The organism is Streptomyces sp. NPDC025784 (genome assembly GCF_055558435.1).
In genome coordinates, this window is sequence record NZ_JBVHMN010000010.1 from 247,400 (window position 1) to 268,477 (window position 21,078).

General features: G+C 71.7%; 22 protein-coding genes. 16 read left to right on the top strand and 6 right to left on the bottom strand.

Annotated features, from left to right (window positions below):
- Positions 1–21 precede the first annotated feature (21 nt).
- Both ACZ4IF_RS23590 and ACZ4IF_RS23595 read left to right on the top strand, forming a co-directional pair.
- Positions 22–879: a helix-turn-helix domain-containing protein gene (locus ACZ4IF_RS23590; protein WP_467565730.1), complete on the top strand. Its 858-nt coding sequence runs from the start codon at positions 22–24 to the stop codon at positions 877–879.
- A 9-nt stretch (positions 880–888) separates the two neighbouring features.
- On the top strand, positions 889–1,113 hold the full coding sequence (locus ACZ4IF_RS23595) for a DUF397 domain-containing protein (protein ID WP_095932812.1): 225 nt from the start codon (positions 889–891) through the stop codon (positions 1,111–1,113).
- A gap of 21 nt (positions 1,114–1,134) precedes the next feature.
- Here the strand turns inward: ACZ4IF_RS23595 and ACZ4IF_RS23600 are convergent, their stop codons facing one another.
- Positions 1,135–2,259, bottom strand: coding sequence for an 8-amino-7-oxononanoate synthase (locus ACZ4IF_RS23600; protein WP_467565734.1), 1,125 nt, complete (start codon positions 2,257–2,259; stop codon positions 1,135–1,137).
- Positions 2,260–2,419: 160 nt separating this feature from the next.
- Here ACZ4IF_RS23600 and bioB point away from each other — a divergent pair, with 160 nt between their 5' ends.
- The 4 genes from bioB to ACZ4IF_RS23620 all read left to right on the top strand — a co-directional run bounded on the left by bioB (position 2,420) and on the right by ACZ4IF_RS23620 (position 6,826).
- Positions 2,420–3,655, top strand: a complete 1,236-nt coding sequence (bioB, locus tag ACZ4IF_RS23605; protein WP_467565737.1) for a biotin synthase BioB — start codon at positions 2,420–2,422, stop codon at positions 3,653–3,655.
- Positions 3,648–4,928, top strand: a complete 1,281-nt coding sequence (locus ACZ4IF_RS23610; protein WP_467565740.1) for an adenosylmethionine--8-amino-7-oxononanoate transaminase — start codon at positions 3,648–3,650, stop codon at positions 4,926–4,928. The genes bioB and ACZ4IF_RS23610 overlap by 8 nt, the downstream gene beginning before the upstream one ends.
- A 1-nt stretch (position 4,929) precedes the next feature.
- Positions 4,930–5,646: a dethiobiotin synthase gene (gene bioD / locus ACZ4IF_RS23615; protein ID WP_467565744.1), complete on the top strand. Its 717-nt coding sequence runs from the start codon at positions 4,930–4,932 to the stop codon at positions 5,644–5,646.
- A gap of 451 nt (positions 5,647–6,097) precedes the next feature.
- Positions 6,098–6,826 (top strand): class I SAM-dependent methyltransferase, encoded by a 729-nt coding sequence (locus ACZ4IF_RS23620; protein ID WP_467565747.1) that lies wholly within the window; start codon positions 6,098–6,100, stop codon positions 6,824–6,826.
- A 120-nt stretch (positions 6,827–6,946) separates the two neighbouring features.
- Here ACZ4IF_RS23620 and ACZ4IF_RS23625 read toward each other — a convergent pair whose 3' ends face one another.
- Both ACZ4IF_RS23625 and ACZ4IF_RS23630 read right to left on the bottom strand, forming a co-directional pair.
- Positions 6,947–7,321 carry a fic family toxin-antitoxin system, toxin component gene (locus tag ACZ4IF_RS23625; protein WP_467565750.1) on the bottom strand — a complete coding sequence of 125 codons (375 nt, stop codon included), beginning with the start codon at positions 7,319–7,321 and terminating at the stop codon, positions 6,947–6,949.
- A 4-nt stretch (positions 7,322–7,325) separates the two neighbouring features.
- Positions 7,326–7,565 (bottom strand): toxin-antitoxin system antitoxin component, encoded by a 240-nt coding sequence (locus ACZ4IF_RS23630; protein WP_028800409.1) that lies wholly within the window; start codon positions 7,563–7,565, stop codon positions 7,326–7,328.
- Positions 7,566–7,784: 219 nt separating this feature from the next.
- Between ACZ4IF_RS23630 and ACZ4IF_RS23635 the strand changes: the two genes are divergently transcribed.
- From ACZ4IF_RS23635 to mug, 10 genes are all read left to right on the top strand, one after another.
- On the top strand, positions 7,785–8,681 hold the full coding sequence (locus tag ACZ4IF_RS23635) for an ABC transporter ATP-binding protein (RefSeq protein ID WP_467565754.1): 897 nt from the start codon (positions 7,785–7,787) through the stop codon (positions 8,679–8,681).
- A 7-nt stretch (positions 8,682–8,688) separates the two neighbouring features.
- Positions 8,689–11,256 (top strand): ABC transporter permease, encoded by a 2,568-nt coding sequence (locus ACZ4IF_RS23640; RefSeq protein WP_467565757.1) that lies wholly within the window; start codon positions 8,689–8,691, stop codon positions 11,254–11,256.
- A 66-nt stretch (positions 11,257–11,322) separates the two neighbouring features.
- Positions 11,323–12,204 (top strand): LLM class F420-dependent oxidoreductase, encoded by an 882-nt coding sequence (locus tag ACZ4IF_RS23645; protein ID WP_467566043.1) that lies wholly within the window; start codon positions 11,323–11,325, stop codon positions 12,202–12,204.
- A gap of 96 nt (positions 12,205–12,300) precedes the next feature.
- Positions 12,301–12,726, top strand: coding sequence for a GNAT family N-acetyltransferase (locus tag ACZ4IF_RS23650; protein ID WP_467565760.1), 426 nt, complete (start codon positions 12,301–12,303; stop codon positions 12,724–12,726).
- A gap of 222 nt (positions 12,727–12,948) precedes the next feature.
- Positions 12,949–14,274, top strand: a complete 1,326-nt coding sequence (locus ACZ4IF_RS23655; RefSeq protein ID WP_467565763.1) for a hemolysin family protein — start codon at positions 12,949–12,951, stop codon at positions 14,272–14,274.
- Positions 14,271–15,284: a hemolysin family protein gene (locus tag ACZ4IF_RS23660; protein WP_467565766.1), complete on the top strand. Its 1,014-nt coding sequence runs from the start codon at positions 14,271–14,273 to the stop codon at positions 15,282–15,284. The genes ACZ4IF_RS23655 and ACZ4IF_RS23660 overlap by 4 nt, the downstream gene beginning before the upstream one ends.
- 268 nt (positions 15,285–15,552) lie before the next feature.
- Complete coding sequence (locus ACZ4IF_RS23665) at positions 15,553–16,335, top strand: SGNH/GDSL hydrolase family protein (RefSeq protein WP_467565769.1); 783 nt, start codon at positions 15,553–15,555, stop codon at positions 16,333–16,335.
- A gap of 60 nt (positions 16,336–16,395) precedes the next feature.
- Positions 16,396–16,746: a DUF4326 domain-containing protein gene (locus tag ACZ4IF_RS23670; RefSeq protein WP_345658144.1), complete on the top strand. Its 351-nt coding sequence runs from the start codon at positions 16,396–16,398 to the stop codon at positions 16,744–16,746.
- 59 nt (positions 16,747–16,805) lie between these two features.
- A complete protein-coding gene (gene purB / locus ACZ4IF_RS23675) occupies positions 16,806–18,248 on the top strand; it encodes an adenylosuccinate lyase (protein ID WP_467565772.1) in 1,443 nt (480 codons plus the stop codon).
- Positions 18,245–18,793 (top strand): G/U mismatch-specific DNA glycosylase, encoded by a 549-nt coding sequence (gene mug, locus ACZ4IF_RS23680; RefSeq protein WP_467566046.1) that lies wholly within the window; start codon positions 18,245–18,247, stop codon positions 18,791–18,793. Before purB ends, mug begins: the two co-directional genes overlap by 4 nt.
- A 64-nt stretch (positions 18,794–18,857) precedes the next feature.
- Here the strand turns inward: mug and ACZ4IF_RS23685 are convergent, their stop codons facing one another.
- Genes ACZ4IF_RS23685 through ACZ4IF_RS23695 form a run of 3 tightly spaced genes read right to left on the bottom strand, consistent with a single transcriptional unit; the run spans position 18,858 to position 21,003 of the window.
- Positions 18,858–19,301 carry a hypothetical protein gene (locus ACZ4IF_RS23685; RefSeq protein WP_467565775.1) on the bottom strand — a complete coding sequence of 148 codons (444 nt, stop codon included), beginning with the start codon at positions 19,299–19,301 and terminating at the stop codon, positions 18,858–18,860.
- A gap of 41 nt (positions 19,302–19,342) precedes the next feature.
- Positions 19,343–20,065 (bottom strand): ABC transporter permease, encoded by a 723-nt coding sequence (locus tag ACZ4IF_RS23690; RefSeq protein ID WP_467565778.1) that lies wholly within the window; start codon positions 20,063–20,065, stop codon positions 19,343–19,345.
- A gap of 2 nt (positions 20,066–20,067) precedes the next feature.
- Positions 20,068–21,003 (bottom strand): ABC transporter ATP-binding protein, encoded by a 936-nt coding sequence (locus ACZ4IF_RS23695; RefSeq protein WP_467565781.1) that lies wholly within the window; start codon positions 21,001–21,003, stop codon positions 20,068–20,070.
- Positions 21,004–21,078: the final 75 nt, after the last annotated feature.

Consider the following 21,078-nt stretch of genomic DNA (forward strand, 5'->3'; position numbering starts at 1 on the left):
GAAGGAGTAAGGAGTACGGCCATGCAGCACGGTCCCGCGGTACGCCGCCGCAAGCTCGGTGCCGAACTGCGCGCGCTGCGCGCCGGCGCGGGTCTCACGAGCGGTGAGGCCGCTCGGCTCCTGGGCTGGCACCAGTCGAAGGTGAGCCGGATCGAGACCGGGACCAGCGGGGTGAAGCCCACGGACGTGACGCGTCTGCTGGACGTCTACGCGGTCGAGGACCCCGAACTGCGCGACCTGCTCACCGTGTTGGCGGGCTCCGAGGACGACGGCAGACATCACTGGTGGCACGCGTACCGCGGGGTGCTGCCGCCGGCGTACCGGGACTTCATCAGTCTGGAGTCGCAGGCGCGCGGGATGCGGACGCTGGAGACGTCCGTCGTACCCGGGCTCCTCCAGACGCCCGAGTACGCACGCGCCGTGACGCGGGCCGCCGTCGACGGGCTGGAGGACTGCAAGCTCGACGCGCTCGTCGAGGTGCGCCTCGCCCGGCAGGACGTGCTGCGCTCGTGTCCGCCGCTGGAGCTGAACGCCGTCCTGGACGAAGCGGTGTTACGGCGCGAGGTCGGCGGACCCGAGGTGATGGCGCACCAGTTGCGGCGGTTGTGCGACGCCGCGGCACTGCCCCAAGTGCGGCTTCAGGTACTGCCGTTCACCGCCGGAGCGCACATCGGCGTCACCGGGCCTTTCGTTATCTTCTCATTTCCGAACACAACTGATCTGGATGTGGTTGTTCTCGACCACTTGACGAGTAGCCTCTACCTCGAGCGGAAAGAAGACCTTCAGGCCTACAGCGAGGCCTTCGACGCTCTTCAGTTCCACGCCCTTTCGCCCGAGGAATCGTTGGACTACATCGCCGGGATAGCTGACGGCGCGTAAGGAGGCACCATGTCTGCATTGCCTCGGAACGTACCTTCCAGTACCTCACTCCACGACGCACGGTGGCTGCGCAGCAGCCGCAGCACGGGAATGAACAATTGCGTCGAGACGGCACGACCCGGCCCGGGCCCCTGGTCCGGACTGGTGGCCGTGCGCGACTCCAAGAACACGACAGGACCCGCCCTGCTGTTCGCCCCCGCCGCCTGGGAGGGCTTCATCAGCGGACTGGGCTGACCCCGTACCCGCACACCTCGATCACCGCGTCCGGCTGATCACGCTCACGGCGTGCTCGATCTGCTCCTCGGTGAGGTCCGCGCGAGCGGTCAGCCTCAGCCGTGAGATGCCGTCGGGCACGGACGGGGGACGGAAGCACCCGACGGCGAGTCCCGCCTCACGGCAGTCGGCCGCCCAGCGCACCGCTCGTTCGGGGGACGGCGCGCGCACGGAGACGACGGCGGCGTCCGGCCGTACGGCTTCGAGACCCTCGGCCGTCAGCCGGGTGTGCAGCACCGTCGCCACCGCGCGCGCCCGCAGCGCGCGTTCCGGCTCCCGGCGCAGCAGCCGCAGAGCCCCCAGAGCGGCTCCGGCCGCGGCGGGTGCGAGGCCCGTGTCGAAGATGAACGTACGTGCCGCGTTGACCATGTGGTCGATGACGACTGCCGGGCCGAGGACCGCGCCGCCCTGACTCCCGAACGACTTCGAGAGCGTGACCGTCACGACGACGTCCGGCGCTCCCGCGAGCCCCGCCGCGTGCGGCGCACCCCTGCCGCCGTCGCCCAGGACACCGAGTCCGTGCGCGTCGTCGACGACCAGTCCGGCCCCGTACTCCCGGCAGGCGTCCGCGAGTCCGGCCAGCGGAGCGGCGTCCCCGTCGACCGAGAAGACCGTGTCCGAGACGACGACCGCGGGCCCCTGGTGGGCACCGAGCGCCTTGCGCACGGCGTCGGGGTCGGCGTGCCCGACCACCTGTGTGGTGCCCCGGGCGAGCCGGCAGCCGTCGATCAGCGAGGCGTGGTTGCCCGCGTCGGAGACGACGAGTGAGCCGTGCGGTGCGAGGGCGGTGACGGCGGCGAGGTTGGCCGCGTAGCCGGAGGAGAAGACGAGGGCGGACTCGAAGCCGCAGAAGTCGGCCAGTTCGCGTTCCAGCTCGCCGTGCAGTTCGGTCGTGCCCGTCACGAGGCGGGAGCCGGTCGCGCCGCCGCCCCACCGGTGCGCGGCGTCCGCCGCCGCCCCGGTGACCTCCGGGTGCCGGGCCAGTCCGAGGTAGTCGTTGCTCGCGAGGTCGAGGAGCGGCGAGTCGGCGGGGCGCGGACGCAGCGTGCGGACAAGTCCGGCGGCGCGACGCGCCCGGGCCTGCTCGTCGATCCAGCCGAACGCCATGTGTCCTCCGGACCGTAGGGGCGGGTGTTTTGTAGGCAGTGCACAGACCCTAGCGGCCGGGCCAGCGGGCCAGGGTGTGGCAATACCCACACGTCGAACCGTCTCTCTTGTGCAAACTCTCCTTGGCCGGGAGTGGTCGCATAAGCAAGGATCGGGCCTCATGGACCTGCTGAACACGCTGGTGGACAAGGGGCTTCGGCGCGAGCTGCCGACCCGCGACGAGGCGCTGGCCGTACTGGCCACCTCCGACGACGACGTGCTGGACGTGGTGGCCGCGGCCGGCAAGGTGCGCCGGCAGTGGTTCGGCCGACGGGTGAAACTCAACTACCTCGTCAACCTCAAATCCGGCCTGTGTCCTGAGGACTGCTCCTACTGCTCGCAGCGGCTCGGCTCCAAGGCCGACATCCTCAAGTACACCTGGCTCAAGCCCGACGAGGCCTCTCAGGCCGCGGCCGCCGGTCTGGCCGGCGGCGCCAAGCGGGTCTGCCTGGTGGCCAGTGGGCGCGGTCCGACGGACCGTGACGTGGACCGGGTCTCCGACACCATCAAGGCGATCAAGGACCAGAACGAGGACGTCGAGGTGTGCGCCTGCCTCGGCCTGCTCTCCGACGGCCAGGCCGAGCGGCTGCGCGACGCGGGCGCGGACGCGTACAACCACAACCTGAACACGTCCGAGGGGACGTACGGGGACATCACGACCACCCACACGTACGCCGACCGGGTGGACACGGTGCAGAAGGCGCACGCGGCGGGACTGTCCGCCTGCTCGGGTCTGATCGCCGGCATGGGCGAGTCCGACGAGGACCTCGTCGACGTCGTGTACGCGCTGCGCGAGCTCGACCCGGACTCCGTTCCGGTGAACTTCCTGATCCCCTTCGAGGGCACCCCGCTCGCCAAGGAGTGGAACCTCACGCCGCAGCGCTGTCTGCGGATCCTCGCGATGGTCCGTTTCGTCTGCCCGGACGTCGAGGTCCGCATCGCGGGCGGCCGCGAGGTCCATCTGCGCACCATGCAGCCGCTCGCCCTGCACCTGGCCAATTCGATCTTCCTCGGCGACTACCTCACCAGTGAGGGCCAGGCCGGCAAGGCGGACCTGGAGATGATCGCCGACGCCGGCTTCGAGGTGGAGGGCGCGGGCGAGGTCACGCTGCCCGAGCACCGGACGACCGCGGGCGGCGGCTGCGGCTCGCACGCCGAAGCCGGCTGCGGTTCTCAGGAGGACGCCGGCTGCGGCTCGCACGCGGACGCCGGCTGCGGCTCGCACCAGGGCGGCGGCGTGTGCGGCTCCGCCCCGGCGGCCGCCGCCACCGTCACGGAGCAGCACTCCGACGCGCGCACCGACCTCGTCGCCGTACGCCGTCGCGGCGCCGGAACGGACCTCGCGCCCAATGCCTGAGCTGTCCGTCAGGGAACTGCTCGACCTCGACCGGCGCCATGTGTGGCACCCCTACGGGCCGATGCCGGGACGTCAGGAACCGCTCGTCGTGGAGTCGGCGAGCGGTGTCCGGCTGCGCATGGCGGACGGTTCGGGCGAGCTGATCGACGGCATGTCCTCCTGGTGGTCGGCCATCCACGGCTACAACCACCCGGTCCTCAACGAGGCCGCACGCGGTCAGCTGGACCGCATGAGCCACGTGATGTTCGGCGGACTCACCCACGAACCCGCCGTACAGCTGGCGAAGCGCCTTGTCGACATGTCGCCCGATGGGCTGGAGCACGTCTTCCTCTGCGACTCCGGCTCGGTCTCGGTCGAGGTCGCCGTCAAGATGTGCCTCCAGCACTGGCGCTCGCTCGGCCGCCCCGGCAAGCAGCGGCTGCTGACCTGGCGCGGCGGCTACCACGGGGACACCTGGCAGCCGATGTCCGTGTGCGACCCCGAAGGCGGGATGCACGAGTTGTGGCAGGGCGTCCTCCAGCGCCAGGTGTTCGCCGAGGCGCCGCCCGCCGAGTTCGACGAGGCGTACGCCGAGCGGCTGCGTGAGCTGATCGGGCGGCACGCGGACGAGCTCGCCGCGGTGATCGTGGAACCGGTGGTGCAGGGCGCGGGCGGGATGCGTTTCCACTCCCCCGAGTACCTGCGAGTGCTGCGCGAGGCGTGCGACACGCACGACGTGCTGCTCGTCCTCGACGAGATCGCCACCGGTTTCGGCCGGACGGGCGCGCTGTTCGCCGCGGACCACGCCGGTGTCACCCCGGACGTGATGTGCGTCGGCAAGGCTCTCACCGGCGGCTACATGACGATGGCGGCGACGCTGTGCACCCCACGGGTCGCCGACGGCATCTCACGCGGCGAGGTTCCGGTACTCGCGCACGGGCCCACCTTCATGGCCAACCCGCTGGCCGCCTCGGTCGCCTGCGCCTCGATCGACCTACTGCTCGGCCAGGACTGGCGGACCGAGGTCAAGCGGATCGAGACGGGTCTGCGGGACGGGCTCGCGGAAGCCGCCTCGGCACCGGGGGTACGGGAGGTACGGGTCCTCGGCGCGATCGGTGTCGTGCAGCTCGACCACGAGGTGGACATGGCGGCGGCGACGGCTGCCGCGGTCCGCGAGGGCGTGTGGCTGCGGCCGTTCCGCGACCTCGTCTACACGATGCCGCCGTTCGTGACCGGTGACGAGGACGTGGCACGGATCGCTCGCGCGGTCTGCGCCGCGGCACGGGAGGGATGACATGCCGGTACTGGTGATCACCGGGACGGGCACGGAGGTCGGCAAGACGGTCACGACCGCCGCCGTGGCGGCCGTGGCCCTCGCCGCCGGCCGTTCCGTCGCCGTACTGAAACCCGCCCAGACGGGTGTGGGTCCGCGCGAGTGCGGTGACGCGGACGAGGTGGCCCGGCTCGCGGGAACCCTGACCACGCGCGAACTCGGCCGTTTTCCGGAGCCGTTGGCGCCCGCCACGGCCGCACGGCGCGCCGGTCTCGCCCCGGTGCGGCCGCAGGAGGTCGCGGACGCGGCGGGAAAGCTGGCCGCCGACCACGACCTCGTGCTCGTCGAGGGCGCGGGTGGACTGCTCGTCAGGCTCGACGACGAGGGCGCGACGCTGGCCGACGTGGCGCGACTGCTCGACGCGCCCGTGCTCGTGGTCGCCGCGGCAGGCCTCGGCACGCTCAACAACACCGAGTTGACGGCCCGTGAACTCCGGCGGCAGGGGCTGGACTTCACGGGAGTGGTCATCGGCAGCTGGCCCGACTCCCCCGACCTGGCCATGCGGTGCAATCTGGCGGACCTGCCGGAGGTGTCGGGCGGGCCGCTCCTCGGCGCGATCCCGGCCGGCGCCGGCGCGCGGGACCCGCTGGACTTCCGTGCCGGGGCGGCGGCCTGGCTCGCCGCGCCGCTCGGCGGGACCTGGGACGCGCACGACTTCACCGCGGCACATCCCGCCTGAGGCGACTTCGGGGGCGCGGCACGTCCGAGGCGGCGATGCGTCCGGACGTGCGGCGCCCGCCGGTACGTCCGGCCGTGCGGAGCGGGAGCCTGGGCGCGCGACACCGGTACGTCCGGTTGCGTCCCGGGCGGCACCGGTACGTCCGGCTGCCGCACCGGCTTCCCGGGCGCGCGCGACCGGTATGTCAGGACGGGCCGAGCCTGCGTGACGACCGTGCGGCATCGGCGTCCTGGGCATGCCGTGCCAGTGCATCCGGACGGGCCGGCCGACGTCCTGGCCGTGCGGCACCGGTGCACCCGGATGTGCCGGGCCGGCCTTCTGGGGCGTGCCGATCGGGTGTCCCCGTACGGCTTTTCCGGTGCGCCGCGGCTCCTCGTGGGCCGGGTCGCGCGTGCGGCGGAGCTCCCGGGGGGACAATCACGGTAGGGCGCGTCCTCCCGGGAGGTCTTCCATGCCGTTCACGCCGCTCAGCCGGGCCGGCTCCCGCAAGGTGGCACGAGACGCGGTCCACCATCCCCTCTTCGCCCGCTACTACGCCCGCATCAGCGTGGCCGCCGAGACGCGGATGGGCATGGGCGGGATCCGCGACCGGCTGCTCGCCGGACTGTCCGGGCGTGTCATCGAGATCGGCGCGGGCAACGGCCTGAACTTCGCGCACTACCCGCACACCGTCTCGGAGGTCGTCGCCATCGAACCGGAGCGGCTGCTGCGACAGTTGGCGGTCGAGGCGGCGCTGCGTTCCGAGGTGCCCGTCGACGTCGCGCCCGGTACGGCTGAGGCCCTGCCGGTCAAGAGCGAGGCCTTCGACGCCGCCGTGGTGTCACTGGTGCTCTGCAGCGTCCGTGATGTGCGGCGCGCCCTCGCCGAGTTGCAGCGCGTACTGCGACCGGGCGGCACCCTGCGGTTCTTCGAGCACGGCAGGGGCGGTGGATCCGCGATGACCTTCGCCCAGCGCGGCCTGGACCGCACGGTCTGGCCCCGCCTCACCGGAGGCTGCCATCTGGCCCGCGACCCGGTCGCCGCGCTGCGGCAGGCCGGGTTCGAACTCGGCCCGTACAGGCGGCTGATGATGCCCGAGAAGGGGCCGCGGCTGCCCACCTCGTACTGTGTGCTGGGCACGGCGTGGCGCCCTCGCCTCACCGAGCCGGAGAAGCCGGAGAGGCCGGGACGGACGGTGTGAACGCATCGGCCGGCGCGGCAGGAGCGGTCGGCGCGCCAGGAGCGGCCTGTACTGCAGGACCGGCCGGAGCGGCGGGACCGGCCGACGCCACCGAAGCGGCCCGCGCCGCCGTCCCCGTACTCACAGGCTCCAGCGGCGCAGCTCGTGCGCGATGTCGTGCACCGTGGCCTCGCCGGTCTTCACCAGTCGCGCCAGTTCGCGCACCTGCTCGGGCGAGGTCACGACCTTCAGCCCGCTCGCGACGAGATAGGCGTACGCGACGGCCGCGGCGAACATGGCGTTGGAGCGTTCCAGGGCGGGGACGTGCAGCAGCAGCTGGAGCAGCGCGGCGGCACGGGCGTGCGGGGTGTCGTAGACGGGGATGCCGAATATCTCCGCCTCGTGCCGGCTGACGGCGGCGACGAGCGCTCCCCAGTCCGTGACCTGGGGATCCCCGGGTGTCTTCTGTTCGGCGATCATGAGGAGCCAGGCAAGGTCGACTCTGAGATTGCTCAACGGATCAACGACGACCTTCGCGCGTGCCTTCTCGGTCCGCGCCGAACTCCTCGGCGAAGACGGATTCGTACTGCTTCATGAAATCGGCGGCGGCCTCCACGAAGGTGTGGCCGACCTCCCCGGTGTCCTGCCGGACCAGCTCTTCGATGTAGCGGTTCACACTCATCCCGCGCTCCAGCGCTCGCTCGCGGGCGGCTCGGGCCGTGCCCTCGTCCACCCGTACGTTCAGCTGAGTCTTGGCCATGCTTCGAAGCTAGCGCCGGATCGCTAGCACCGGCAAGGGGGGTCGGGGCATCCGGGGGTGGAGTGCCCCGGGTGGAGCATGGCCCTTACACCGGCATCGTGGGCACGACCTGCGGTGGAGGCCGACCGGCACCTCGGGGGGATACCGAGTGTGCCCCCGATCACATTAGGCTCTGCCGGGACATGAGGAGTCGGGACGTCGATCGCTGAGGAGGCGGCCTTGTCCACACCTGCTGCGGAGCATGCTCTCGGGCGCGCGGAGGGGGACGGGATCGCCGCCCGCGCCCGGGGCCTGACCAAGGCCTACGGCTCGGGCGAGACCGCGGTGCTCGCCCTCGACTCGGTCGACGTGGACATCGCGCGCGGCCGCTTCACCGCGGTGATGGGCCCGTCGGGGTCCGGGAAATCCACCCTCATGCACTGCCTGGCGGGGCTCGACACGGTCTCGGCCGGTCAGGTGTGGCTGGGCGGCACCGAGATCACCGGCCTGAAGGAGCGCGAGCTGACCCGGCTGCGACGGGACCGCATCGGCTTCATGTTCCAGTCGTTCAACCTGATCCCGACGCTGAACGCGGCCGAGAACATCACGCTGCCGATGGACATCGCCGGCCAGAAGCCCGACCAGAAGTGGCTCGACCAGGTCATCGACACGCTGGGGCTGCGCGCACGGCTGAAGCACCGGCCCGCCCAGCTGTCCGGCGGCCAGCAGCAGCGCGTCGCCTGCGCCCGTGCGCTCGCCTCGCGCCCCGAGCTGATCTTCGCGGACGAGCCGACCGGCAACCTGGACTCGCGTGCGGGCCTGGAGGTCCTCGGATTCCTGCGCGAGGCGGTCGACGACCTCGGCCAGACCGTCGTGATGGTCACGCACGATCCCGGTGCCGCCGCCCACTCCGACCTGGTGCTCTTCCTCGCCGACGGACGGATCGTGGACGAGATGGAGCGCCCCACGGCGGACGCCGTCCTGGAGCGGATGAAACGCTTCGACACGATCCGGGTGGCCCACGACGGCACGGGCGACGGACCCGCCACCGCGGTACCCGCCACCGGCAGTGTCGGCCGTCCGGGCGAGCCCGGCGACTCCATCGAATCCAGCGACGTGACCCTGGACAAGGACTGAGGCGGTCGTGCTCAAGGCGACACTGCGAAGCTTTCTCGCGCACAAGGGGCGGCTGCTCCTCTCCGCGCTGGCCGTCGTGCTGTCCGTCGCGTTCGTCGCGGGCAGCCTCATCTTCTCCGACACGGTCACCCGTACCTTCGACCGGCTCTTCGCCTCCACCGCGGCCGATGTGACGGTGGAACCGAAGAACGACCTGGACTCGCAGATCCCGACCGGCGCCACCCAGACGGTGCCCGCCTCGCTCGCGGACCGGCTGGCGAAGGTCGACGGCGTCGCCGCCACCCATGTGGACGCGGCCGTCGAGAACGCCACGGTCGTCGACGCCGACAACAAGTCGGTCGGCCCCACCACCGGCGCCCCCACCATCGTGACCAACTGGGAGGTCACCGAACGCAGTCCGGTGAAGCTGACCTCCGGCCACGAGCCGAGGGGTGACCGCGAGGCGCTGCTGGACGCGGACACCGCCGAGAAGAAGCACGTCGGCATCGGTGACACCCTGACGGTGCAGGCGCAGCCCGGCTCGTTCAAGGTGCGGATCGTGGGCATCGCCACCTTCACCACCACCAACCCCGGTGCCGCGCTGCTGTTCCTCGACACACCGACCGCGCAGACCAAGCTGCTGGGCAGCCCCGACGTCGCGACGAGCGTCTCCCTGGACGCGGCGCCGGGGGTGAGCGACGCCGTTCTCAAGCAGCGCGTCGCCGCCGAACTGGGCACCCGGACCTACGAGCTGAAGACGGCCGAGGAGCAGGCCAAGTCCTCCTCCGAGCAGCTCGGTGGCTTCCTGGACGTCATCAAGTACGTGATGCTCGGCTTCGCGGGCATCGCGGTCCTGGTCGGCATCTTCCTGATCGTCAACACCTTCTCGATGCTGATCGCCCAGCGCACCCGCGAGCTTGGGCTGTTGCGGGCGCTGGGCGCGGACCGGCGTCAGGTGCGCCGGTCCGTGCTCACCGAGGCACTCCTGCTGGGTCTGGTGGGCTCGACGCTCGGGCTGGCCGCCGGGATCGGCCTCGCGCTCGGGCTGATCAAGCTGATGTCCGCGTTCGGCATGAACCTCAAGTCGACCGAGATGGTGATCGGCTGGGCGACCCCCGTCTCGGCGTACGTGGTCGGCGTCGGGGTCACCTTCGTGGCGGCCTATCTGCCCGCGCGGCGCGCGGCGGGCGTCTCCCCCATGGCGGCCCTCGCGGACGCCGAGATCGCCGGCGTGGGGCGGCCCCTGCGGATGCGCGCCGTGGTGGGTTCGGTGGTCGGCGCGGCCGGTGTGGCCGCGCTCGCGGGGTGTGCCGCCTCGTCGAAGACCTCGACGGCCGCCTCTCTGCTGGGCCTGGGCGTCGTCCTGACGCTCATCGCGACGGTGATCGCGGGTCCGCTCCTGGTGCGGCCCGTGATCCGGGTCCTGGGCGGGGCCTTCCCGGCCCTGTTCGGCTCGGTCGGCCGGATGAGCCAGCGCAACGCGCTGCGCAATCCGCGTCGCACGGGCGCCACCGCGGCGGCCCTGATGGTGGGCCTCGCTCTGGTCGGCGGGATGTCCGTGGCGAGCGCGTCGATGACCAAGTCGTTCGACCAGCAGATCGACAAGACGCTCGGCGCGGACTTCGTGATACAGAACAGCAACTTCCAGCCCTTCTCGCAGGAGCTCACGGACAAGGTCCGCGGCACGGACGGCGCCGGGCTGGTGGTCCGTCAGCGGTTCACACCGGTCGCGGTGCGGCTGCCGGACGGGAAGCGCGTCGAGACGACCGCGGCGGCCTACGATCCGCGACTCGACGAGGTCGCCCACGTCACGTACGCGCAGGGCGACACGGCGGCGGCGCTCGGCGACGGCCGTATCGCCATGGACAGGAAGTTCGCGAAGGAGCACGACGTCCGGGTGGGCAGCACCGTCCCTGTCGAGTTCCCCGCGGGCCGCGACACCCGCCTGACGGTGGGGGCCCTCACCGACCAGGACTCCGGCGACGGCTTCGGCATGCAGGGCGGCCTGTTCTTCGGCTTCGGCACCATCGAGAAGTACGTGCCCGGCGGGCAGGACTCCGCGCTGTACGTGAACGCGGCGTCGGGCACCACGCCCGACCGGCTGCGCACGAATCTGGAGAAGGCCCTCGACCCGTATCCACAGGTGCAGGTCCGCGACCAGGCCGACTACAAGAAGCTGATCCACGATCAGATCGCGGTACTGCTCTACCTCGTGTACGCGCTGCTCGGACTCGCGATCGTCATCGCGGTGCTCGGGGTGGTCAACACCCTGGCCCTGTCGGTCGTGGAGCGCACCCGTGAGATCGGTCTGCTGCGCGCCATCGGGCTCGCGCGCCGTCAGCTGCGCCGGATGATCCGCCTCGAGTCGGTGGTGATCGCCGTGTTCGGAGCGGTTCTCGGTCTGGCGCTGGGGGTCGTCTGGGGCGTCTGCATCCAGCAGGTCCTCGCCCTGCAGGGCATGAAGGCGCTCGCCGTCCCGTGGGCGACGATCATCGCCGTCGTGGTCGGTTCGGCGGTGGTGGGCATCGTCGCCGCCCTGCTGCCGGCCCTGCGCGCCTCACGGATGAACGTGCTGGCCGCGATCGCGCACGAGTGACGCACCCGCCTCCTGTCCGCCGCCCGGGCGCAAGTCGACCGTGACCGAGGAGAGTTCATGTCCCGCCTGCCGCGTCCCTTCCGTTTCGGCGTCAGCCTGCTCGCACCGGCCCCGGTCGACGAGTGGCACGCGAAGTGCCGCCGGGCGGAGGACCTGGGATACGACGTGATCACGGTGGCCGACCACCTGGGCCTGCCCGCGCCGTTCCCGGCCCTGGTGGCGGCCGCTCAGGTGACCGAGCGGCCGCGCCTCGGCACGTTCGTGCTCAACGCGGGCTTCTGGAACCCCGCACTGCTGGCCCGCGAGGTGGCCACCACGGACGCGCTGACGGGTGGGCGTCTCGAACTGGGCCTGGGCACCGGCTATGTGCAGGCGGAGCACGAGACGGCCGGACTGCCCTGGGGCACACCAGGTGAGCGCGTCGACCATCTCCAGCACACCGTCGAGGAGTTGGACCGGCTGCTGAGCTCGGAGGACCACCAGCCGCGCCCCGTCCAGTCGCCCCGGGTCCCGCTGCTGATCGGGGCCAACGGCGACCGGATGCTGCGGCTCACCGCCGAGCACGCCGACATCGCGGCGTTCACCGGGGCGCGCACCCTGCCGGGCGGCAGGCTGGAACCGGTAACGGCCGCGGAGCTCGAACAGCGCGTCGCCGTGTACCGGGAGGCGGCGGCCGGGCGGAAGGAGCCCGCCGAGCTCAACCTGCTGATCCAGATCGTCACCGTCGCCGAGGACCGTTCCGAGGCGATCCGGCCGTGGCTGCCCCGTATCCCCCACCTGACGGAGCAGCAGGTCCTGGAGCTGCCCATCGTCCTGGTGGGCACGCTGGAGGAGATCACCGAGCGGGTGCGGGCACAGCGTGAGCGGTACGGCATCTCGTATCTGACGGTCCTGGAGCCCCACATGGAGGCGTTCGCTCCTGTCGTCGAGGCGCTGCGCGGCGAATGAGAGCCCGCCTCGCGCACCCCGCGCGTCCTCGGCGACGGCGGTGTCCGGATGATGGAATTCCGTGCCACCGTCCGGACCGGGTGATGGGATCGCCGCATGACTGAGCTGCGGATACGGGCCGCCGCGCCCGCCGACGTCGACACCGTGCTGGGCTTCTGGAAGGTGGCCGCGGAGGGGACGAGCATCAGCGACGACCGGGACGGCGTCGAACGGCTGGTGGCCCGCGACCCGGAGGCGCTGATCCTCGCCGAGCGCGACGGAGAACTCGTCGGCACGGTGATCGCGGGCTTCGACGGGTGGCGGTGCCATCTGTACCGGCTGGCGGTGCACCCGGAACGGCGCCGGCTCGGCATCGGCTCCGCGCTCCTCGCGGCCGCGGAGGACCGCTTCGTACGGCTCGGAGGGCGGCGCGGGGATGCCATGGTGCTTCAGCGGAACGAGACCGCGCACCATGCCTGGCGCGCGGCCGGGTACCGGTCCGAAGAACACTGGCGGCGCTGGGTGAAGCCGCTCTCCGGCTGAGAGGTGCGGCCGGGGGGCTCACCGCCCGGGGACACCCCCGGCCGGAACACTTTGCCCGTCCTTTACTATTGGAAGATCACTCGATCGTCCGATGACACATGAAAGGTGTGAGCGTCCGCCCATGGGCGAGCCTCCCAGTAGCCGATGCCGTGCCCCGCACGGCGACCGCCGACGTCGCGCGGTCCTCCCGTCCCTGGCCGACCATGGGACGGAGGTGACCCGATGACCGAAGTGCTCCTCCTTCTGGTGGCGGTGCTGCTGTCCCTCGCCTGTGGCGCCTTCGTCGCGGCGGAGTTCTCGCTGACCACCGTGGAGCGCAGCGAGCTGGAGCGCGCCGTGGAGCGCGGTGAACGCGGTGCGTCCGGCGCCCTCAAGGCCGTGCGGAGCCTCACCTTCCAGCTCTCCGGCGCCCAGCTCGGCATCACCGTCACCAACCTGGTGGTCGGCATGCTCTCGGAATCCTCGATCGCGAAACTGATCGCGGGTCCGCTGGAAGCCGTCGGCATCTCCCCCTCCGCGTCGCAGTCGGTGGCCCTCGTCATCGGTACGGCACTGTCGACGATCTTCCTGATGGTCGTCGGCGAGCTCGTGCCCAAGAACTGGGCGATCTCCTCCCCCCTCGCCGTGGCCAAGCGGGTGGCGACACCGCAGCGCTGGTTCAGTGCCGCGTTCCGCCCGTTCATCACGCACCTGAACAACACCGCCAACCGTGTCGTACGCCGCTTCGGCCTCGAACCCGCCGAGGAGCTGGCCTCCGCGCGCGGTCCGCAGGAGCTGGTGGCACTCGCCCGGCACTCCGCCAAGGAGGGCGCCCTGGAGGCGGACACCGCCGAGCTCTTCGTGCGCACGCTGAACCTGGCCGACCTGACCGCGGAGAACGTGATGACCCCGCGCGTCCAGGTCATCGCGCTGGACGTCCAGGCGACCGCCGAGGACGTGGCGAACGTGACCCGGGCCACGGGCCTGTCCCGCTTCCCCGTGTACCGCGGCAGCCTCGACGCGGTCGTCGGCGTCGCGCACATCAAGGACGTGCTGACCGTGCCGGCCGAACGTCGCGCTCAGACGTCCGTCTCCCAGATCGTGCGCGAGCCCCTCCTCGTCCCCGAATCACTGACCGTCGACCGGCTGCTCGACCGGCTGTCCGGCAAGCGCACCATGGCCGTGGTCATCGACGAGTACGGCGGGACGGCCGGGGTCGCCACCCTGGAGGACATCGTCGAGGAGGTCGTCGGCGAGGTGCGGGACGAGCACGACCCGCACGAGACACCGGACCTCGCCCCGGTCGGCCAGGACGAGGACGGCCGCGAGCTGTACTCGGCCGACGGCTCCGCCCGCATCGACCAGCTCGCGCGGGTCGGCCTGCGGGTGCCCGAGGGCCCGTACGAGACGCTCGCCGGCTTCGTCGCCGCCGAGCTCGGCCGCATTCCCGCCGTGGGCGACACCGTCGACGTCGCCGACTGGCGGCTCGACGTGGTGGACGCCTCCGGGCGACGCGCCGCGCGGGTACTGATGCACGCGCCGATCGACGAGGAGGAGGGGGCGCGATGACCGCCGTACAACTGCTGATCGGCCTCGCGACACTCGTCGTGAACGCCTTCTTCGTGGGCGCCGAGTTCGCGCTGATCTCGGTGCGCCGCAGCCAGATCGAGCCGCACGCCGAGCAGGGCGACCGGCGGGCCCGCAGCGTGCTGTGGGGGCTGGAGCACGTGTCGGCGCTGCTCGCCGCCGCACAGCTCGGCATCACCCTGTGCACGCTGGTCCTCGGCATCGTCGCCGAGCCCGCCATCGCCCACCTGCTGGAGCCCGCGTTCCACGCGATGGGCGTGTCGTCGAGCGCCGGTCACGCCGTCTCGTTCGTCATCGCGCTGACCCTGGCGACGTATCTGCACATGCTCCTCGGCGAGATGGTGCCGAAGAACATCGCGCTCGCGGAACCGGTGCGCACGGCGCTGCTGCTCGGCCCGCCGCTGGTCGCGCTCTCCCGGGCACTGCGCCCGGTGATCTTCACGGTCAACGCGTTCGCGAACGGGCTGCTCAAGCTGTTGCGGGTGGAGGCGAAGGACGAGGTCTCCGCGACCTTCTCCGACGACGAGCTGGCCCGGCTGGTGCAGGACTCCGGTGCCGCGGGGCTCATCGACGACCGCGCCAAGGAGCGGCTGCACGACGCCCTGGAGCTCGGCCGCCGGCCGGTGCGCGACGTGGTGCTGCCACTGGAACGCGTCGTCTACGCGCGCGTGGGCGTCACCCCGGAGCAGCTGGAGCGGCTGTCCGCCGAGTCGGGCTTCTCCCGCTTCCCCGTCGTCGACGACGGCCGTCGCATCGTGGGCTACCTGCACGTCAAGGACGCGCTCGACGCGACGCCGCGCGACCTGCCGTTCCGTGTCCAGGACATGCGGTCCATCGCACGGGTCCGCGAGAGCACCCCGCTCGACGACGTCCTCACGGCCATGCGCCGCAGCCGCACGCATCTCGCGGCGGTCATGAGCAGCGACGGGCGGCTCGCGGGGCTGATCACCATGGAGGACGTCCTGCGGGAACTGTTCGGTCAGCCGGCCTAGCGGAGGCCCACCGGGCGGGCCGTCGCGGACCCCGGTGGTCCGGCCGGGCGCGGGTGGGCCTGCCGTGCGCTCCGACGCGCCGGGGCTTCCCCGGGCGTCGGGGCCCCGGGGGCCGCTCCGGGTCCCGAACGTGGCGCGCCCGCCGGACGTTCACGCCGAAAGGGCGGATCCCGAGGGGGACGCGCGCCCCGCGCCTCCGGTCGAGGTGGGGCGGGGCGACGGCCCGACCGACCGACAAGTATGTGATCGGGTTACCATCTTTGGCGCCATGCAAACACATGCCACCTACACCAGCCTCGTCGCGGTCGGCGACTCCTTCACCGAGGGAATGTCGGATCTGCTGCCCGACGGTTCGTACCGCGGATGGGCCGATCTCCTCGCGAGCCGGATGGCGGCCCGAACGCCCGGTTTCCGTTACGCCAACCTCGCGGTGCGCGGCAAGCTCATCCAGCAGATCGTCGCCGAGCAGGTGGACGTGGCAGCCGCGATGCGGCCCGACGTCATCACCTTGGTCGGCGGGCTCAACGACACGCTGCGGCCCAAGGTCGACATGGGGCGCGTCCGCGGTCTCCTGGAGGAGGCCGTGGAGCGGCTGGCCCCCGCCTGTGAACAGCTGGTGCTGATGCGCAGCCCGGGCCGCAACGGTCCGGTGCTCGAACGCTTCCGGCCCCGCATGGAGGAGCTCTTCGCCTGTGTCGACGACCTCGCGGCACGGCACGGCGCGCTCGTGGTGGACCTCTACGGAGCGCCTTCGCTCGCCGACCCCCGTCTGTGGGACGTGGACCGGCTCCACCTGACGCCCGAGGGACACCGCAGGGTCGCGGAAGCCGTGTGGCAGACCCTCGGCCACGAACCGGAGGACACCGCCTGGCGGACGCCGATGGCGGCCACGGCCCCACCGCGCTGGCTCGCCCGCCGCACCGCCGACGCGCGGTTCGCCAAGCAGCACCTGCTGCCGTGGATCGGACGCCGGCTGACCGGCCGGTCCTCCGGCGACGGCCGCCCGGCGAAGCGTCCGGAGCTGCTGCCGTACGAGGGGCCGGCGGCATAGCCGCCGACGCCCGAACGGCGCGGTGGGGTACACAGGAGACGTACCGCTGAAGGGAGCCCCGTGCCCACGACCGTGATCAACCTGAAGGGCCACATCCGCGAGTTCGGTCCCCGGCTGGAAACCGCCCCCGACGATCTCGTCTACGTGGGCCGCCGCTGGACCATGGGCCATTGGGACCTTCCGCAGCATCCGCTGTACAACCCGTTCGCGCCCGACACCGCCACCAAGCGGCGCGACGGCACCCGCGCCGAGGTGATGGTGAAGTACCGGGCGTATCTGCTGGAACGGCCCGAGCTGCTGGAGCTGGTGCCCGCTCTGCGCGGGAAGACCCTGGCCTGCTGGTGCGCCCCCGAGCTCTGCCACGGTGACATCCTGGCCGAGATCGCGGACGGGTCGGCGCCGGACTCGTAGCTTCCCACGAACAACCCCGCGGCGCTGGCCTGCAGGAATCGCCAGTAGAATCCGTACACGTGACTGCTGCGCCTGCAAAGCCCCGTATCCCCAACGTCCTCGCCGGACGCTATGCCTCCGCCGAGCTCGCCACGCTCTGGTCCCCCGAGCAGAAGGTCAAGCTGGAGCGTCAGCTCTGGCTGGCCGTATTGCGGGCCCAGAAGGACCTCGGGATCGAGGTTCCGGACGCCGCCATCGCCGACTACGAGCGCGTCCTCGACCAGGTCGACCTCGCGTCGATCGCCGAGCGCGAGAAGATCACCCGCCACGACGTGAAGGCGCGGATCGAGGAGTTCAACGACCTCGCCGGGCACGAGCACGTGCACAAGGGCATGACCTCCCGCGACCTCACCGAGAACGTCGAGCAGCTGCAGATCCGGCTGTCGCTGGAGCTGATGCGCGACCGCACGGTGGCCGTGCTGGCGCGTCTCGGCAAGCTCGCCGGCGAGTACGCCGAGCTGGTCATGGCCGGCCGCTCGCACAATGTGGCCGCCCAGGCGACCACCCTCGGCAAGCGTTTCGCGACCGCCACGGACGAGCTGCTCGTCGCGTACGCCCGGGTCGAGGAGCTGATCGGCCGCTACCCGCTGCGTGGCATCAAGGGCCCGGTCGGTACGGCTCAGGACATGCTCGACCTGCTGGGCGGGGACGCGGCGAAGCTCGCGGACCTGGAGCAGCGCATCGCCGGGCACCTCGGCTTCTCGCAGGCCTTCACCTCCGTCGGCCAGGTCTACCCGCGCTCCCTCGACTACGAGGTCGTCACGGCCCTCGTGCAGCTGGCGGCGGCCCCGTCCTCGCTGGCCAAGACGATCCGCCTGATGGCCGGGCACGAGCTGGTCACGGAGGGCTTCAAGCCGGGCCAGGTGGGTTCCTCGGCGATGCCGCACAAGATGAACACCCGCTCCTGCGAGCGCGTCAACGGCCTGATGGTCATCCTGCGCGGCTACGCGTCGATGACGGGCGAGCTGGCGGGCGACCAGTGGAACGAGGGCGACGTGTCCTGTTCCGTGGTGCGCCGGGTCGCGCTGCCCGACGCCTTCTTCGCGCTGGACGGCCTGCTGGAGACCTTCCTCACCGTGCTCGACGAGTTCGGCGCGTTCCCGGCCGTCGTCGCGCGGGAGCTGGACCGTTACCTGCCGTTCCTCGCGACGACGAAGGTCCTGATGGGCGCGGTGCGCGCGGGCGTCGGCCGCGAGGTCGCGCACGAGGCCATCAAGGAGAACGCCGTCGCCTCCGCCCTCGCCATGCGGGAGCAGGGCGCCGAGCGCAACGAACTGCTCGACAAGCTCGCCGCGGACGAGCGCATCCCGCTCGGCCGCACCCAGCTCGACGAGCTGATGGCGGACAAGCTGTCCTTCACCGGCGCGGCGGCCGACCAGGTCGCCGCCGTCGTGGGCCGGGTCGAGGAGATCGTGAAGCAGCACCCGGAGGCCGCCGGCTACACGCCGGGAGCGATCCTCTGACACGGCTCACACCCGCGGACCTCGAGGCCGCCCGCGACCGTCTGGTGCCGGATGTCGTCGCGGACAGCCTCGAGGTGCTGTTCTGCGGTATCAATCCGGGTCTGATGACGGCCGCGACGGGTCACCACTTCGCCCGCCCCGGCAACCGCTTCTGGCCGGTGCTGCACCTTTCCGGCTTCACTCCCCGGCTGATGAAGCCGGCGGAACAGCAGGAGCTGCTGTCCTACGGGCTCGGCATCACCAATGTGGTGGCGCGGGCCACCGCCCGTGCCGACGAACTCGGTGCCGACGAGTACCGCGAGGGCGGGCTGCTGCTGGCCGCCAAGGTGGAGCGGCTGCGGCCGCGGTGGCTGGCCGTGGTGGGCGTGACCGCCTACCGGGCCGCGTTCGGTGAGCGCGGGGCCCGGGTGGGGCCGCAGGAACGGACGATCGGAGCGAGCCGCGTGTGGGTGCTGCCCAACCCCAGTGGGCTCAACGCTCATTGGACGGCGGCGACGATGGCCGAGGAGTACGCCCGGCTGCGGGAGGCCGCCGCCGAGAGGTGACGGGCCCGAAGTGACGGGTCCGACGGGTCCGACGGGTCCGACGGGTCAGGGTGGGTCCGACGGGTCAGGGTGGGTCGATGTCCGTGATGACGGCGAGCAGCTGGAACGGCAGCTCCTTGTCCCAGTGGGAGACTCCGAGGGCCACCCAGCGGTCGTGGTGATCGGCCTTCCACAGGTGCACGTCCGGTACGTGCGAACTCAGGTCGCCCCACGGCTCGGGTATGTCCTCACCGCTCGCCGTCCGCCCGAACACGCTTCTCAGACTGACCCGCTGAGGTGCTCCCCAGCGGCGGGTGAGCAGCTCCGACAGACCGTCCCGGTCGGCCTCGTACTGCTCCTCCGTCTCCTCCCACGCCGTGCCGTCGTCCTCCCAGAAGTCCTCGCTCGTCGCCAGTTCGGCTATGTGGTAACCGGGTCCTGCGGTGCCGACGTCCGACCGGCCGTGCTCCGCCGGGAAGTCCGCGGAGCACAGCCGCTCGATCGTGGCGAGGTGCTGCGCGCTGGTCATGACATCCAGTAAAGCGGCTGCCACTGACAATTGGCGTCCCGTCAGGCGTCCCGGCGCCGCATACTCCACGCTCCGGCCGCGAGGGCCGCCGCCGCCCAGAGCGCAGTGACGCCGAGCCCCGTCCAGGGGCCGAGGACGCCGTCCCACGTCTTGTGCAGCACCACCTGGCCCGCCTTGTCCGGCAGGAAGTCCGCCACGGTTCCCGACGCTCCACCGACGACGAAGGACACGATCAGGAGGAACGGGATCAGGATGCTCAATGTGGCGACTCCACTGCGCAGGACGGCCGCGATTCCCGCCGCGAAGAGGGCCATCAGCGCCAGATAGATGCCGCAGCCGACAGCCCCGCGCAGTTCCTCGCCCCACGTGAGCGTGCTCGCCCTGGAGCCGAGCACCGCCGTGCCCACGACCGTGCTCACGCCCCCGGAGACCAGGCCGATCACGAGGGCGGGGCCGCCCACGGCCACGGCCTTGGCCGCGAACCAGCGCACGCGGTCGGGAACCGCGGCGAGCGAGAGGCGCAGGGCACCTCCTTGGAATTCCGCCGAGACCGCCTGCGCGCCGAAGGTGATCGCCGCGATCTGTCCGAAGCTGACGCCGAAGAACGTGGAGAACAGCGGGTCGAACTCCTCCCCGGAGTCGTCCAGTCCGGCGAGTGCGGAGAAGGCGGTGGTCGCGAGGAGGACGGCGGCCAGTCCCCACAGGAGCGACCGCAGCGTACGGATCTTGATCAACTCCGAGCGGAGTGCGGGTGCGAACGTCATGGTCAGGCCTCCTGAGTCTGCGGCGTGGTCGGGGTGGCGGCGAACTCGGTCTCGGCGCCCGTCAGATCCAGATAGGCCTGCTCCAACGTGGCCTCCTCCGAGGCGAGTTCGAGGATCGGGAGGCGCGCGGCCGAGGTGAGGCGGCCGATGTCCTCCACGCGTGCGTCGAAGGCCGTCCAGCGGCCGCCCTCGCCCTCGACGGCCTCGATGCCGTGCCGGGCGAACAGGTCGCCCAGCGCGGCTGCGTCCGTGGTGCGCACGCGCACCCGGGGCTGCACGCGCGCGTGGATGAACTCCCGCATGGGCATGTCCGCCAGGAGCCGCCCGCGGCCGAGGACCACCAGGTGGTCGGCGAAGGACGCGGTCTCGTTCATGAGATGGCTGGAGACGAGGACGGTGCGGCCCTCGCGGGCCAGCTCGCGCAGCAACTCCCGGATCCAGATGATCCCTTCGGGGTCGAGCCCGTTCGACGGCTCGTCGAGCAGCACCACCGGCGGGTCCCCCAGGAGGGCGGCCGCGATGCCGAGGCGCTGACGCATCCCCAGGGAGTACGTCTTGACCCGGCGCCGGGCCACGGAGCCGAGTCCCGACTGCTCCAGCACCTCGTCCACCCGGCGTTCGGGGATGCGGTTGCTCGCGGCGAGTGCCCTCAGATGGTCGCGGGCGGTCCGCGAACCGTGTGCGGCCTGCGCGTCGAGCAGGGCGCCCACATGGCGCAGGGGCTCGTCGAGCGTGGCGTAGGCACGGCCTCCGACGGTGGCGGTACCGGACGTGGGCCGGTCGAGGCCGAGCACGAGTCGCATGGTGGTGGACTTTCCGGCGCCGTTGGGACCGAGGAATCCCGTGACCCGGCCCGGGAGAACGCTGAAGGTGAGGTGGTCGACGGCGCGCTTGGTGCCGTACTCCTTGGTCAGGTCCTGGACGTCGATGCTGGTCATGGCGACAGCGTGGCCGGTGCCGACCGGGTAGGGCCTCCCCCGCCGGTGGAGATCGTCTCCCCCGCTCGGGGGAGG

What these genes read in the sequence shown, in the direction of transcription:
- ACZ4IF_RS23660 (WP_467565766.1), top strand. Translation starts at nt 14,271, where the DNA reads ATGACCGCCGTACAACTGCTGATCGGCCTCGCGACACTCGTCGTGAAC.
- ACZ4IF_RS23630 (WP_028800409.1), bottom strand. Translation starts at nt 7,565, where the DNA reads ATGGCCAAGACTCAGCTGAACGTACGGGTGGACGAGGGCACGGCCCGA.
- ACZ4IF_RS23600 (WP_467565734.1), bottom strand. Translation starts at nt 2,259, where the DNA reads ATGGCGTTCGGCTGGATCGACGAGCAGGCCCGGGCGCGTCGCGCCGCC.
- ACZ4IF_RS23610 (WP_467565740.1), top strand. Translation starts at nt 3,648, where the DNA reads ATGCCTGAGCTGTCCGTCAGGGAACTGCTCGACCTCGACCGGCGCCAT.
- ACZ4IF_RS23690 (WP_467565778.1), bottom strand. Translation starts at nt 20,065, where the DNA reads ATGACGTTCGCACCCGCACTCCGCTCGGAGTTGATCAAGATCCGTACG.
- bioB (WP_467565737.1), top strand. Translation starts at nt 2,420, where the DNA reads ATGGACCTGCTGAACACGCTGGTGGACAAGGGGCTTCGGCGCGAGCTG.
- ACZ4IF_RS23595 (WP_095932812.1), top strand. Translation starts at nt 889, where the DNA reads ATGTCTGCATTGCCTCGGAACGTACCTTCCAGTACCTCACTCCACGAC.
- ACZ4IF_RS23685 (WP_467565775.1), bottom strand. Translation starts at nt 19,301, where the DNA reads ATGACCAGCGCGCAGCACCTCGCCACGATCGAGCGGCTGTGCTCCGCG.
- ACZ4IF_RS23695 (WP_467565781.1), bottom strand. Translation starts at nt 21,003, where the DNA reads ATGACCAGCATCGACGTCCAGGACCTGACCAAGGAGTACGGCACCAAG.
- ACZ4IF_RS23620 (WP_467565747.1), top strand. Translation starts at nt 6,098, where the DNA reads ATGCCGTTCACGCCGCTCAGCCGGGCCGGCTCCCGCAAGGTGGCACGA.
- ACZ4IF_RS23590 (WP_467565730.1), top strand. Translation starts at nt 22, where the DNA reads ATGCAGCACGGTCCCGCGGTACGCCGCCGCAAGCTCGGTGCCGAACTG.
- bioD (WP_467565744.1), top strand. Translation starts at nt 4,930, where the DNA reads ATGCCGGTACTGGTGATCACCGGGACGGGCACGGAGGTCGGCAAGACG.
- ACZ4IF_RS23665 (WP_467565769.1), top strand. Translation starts at nt 15,553, where the DNA reads ATGCAAACACATGCCACCTACACCAGCCTCGTCGCGGTCGGCGACTCC.
- ACZ4IF_RS23655 (WP_467565763.1), top strand. Translation starts at nt 12,949, where the DNA reads ATGACCGAAGTGCTCCTCCTTCTGGTGGCGGTGCTGCTGTCCCTCGCC.
- ACZ4IF_RS23650 (WP_467565760.1), top strand. Translation starts at nt 12,301, where the DNA reads ATGACTGAGCTGCGGATACGGGCCGCCGCGCCCGCCGACGTCGACACC.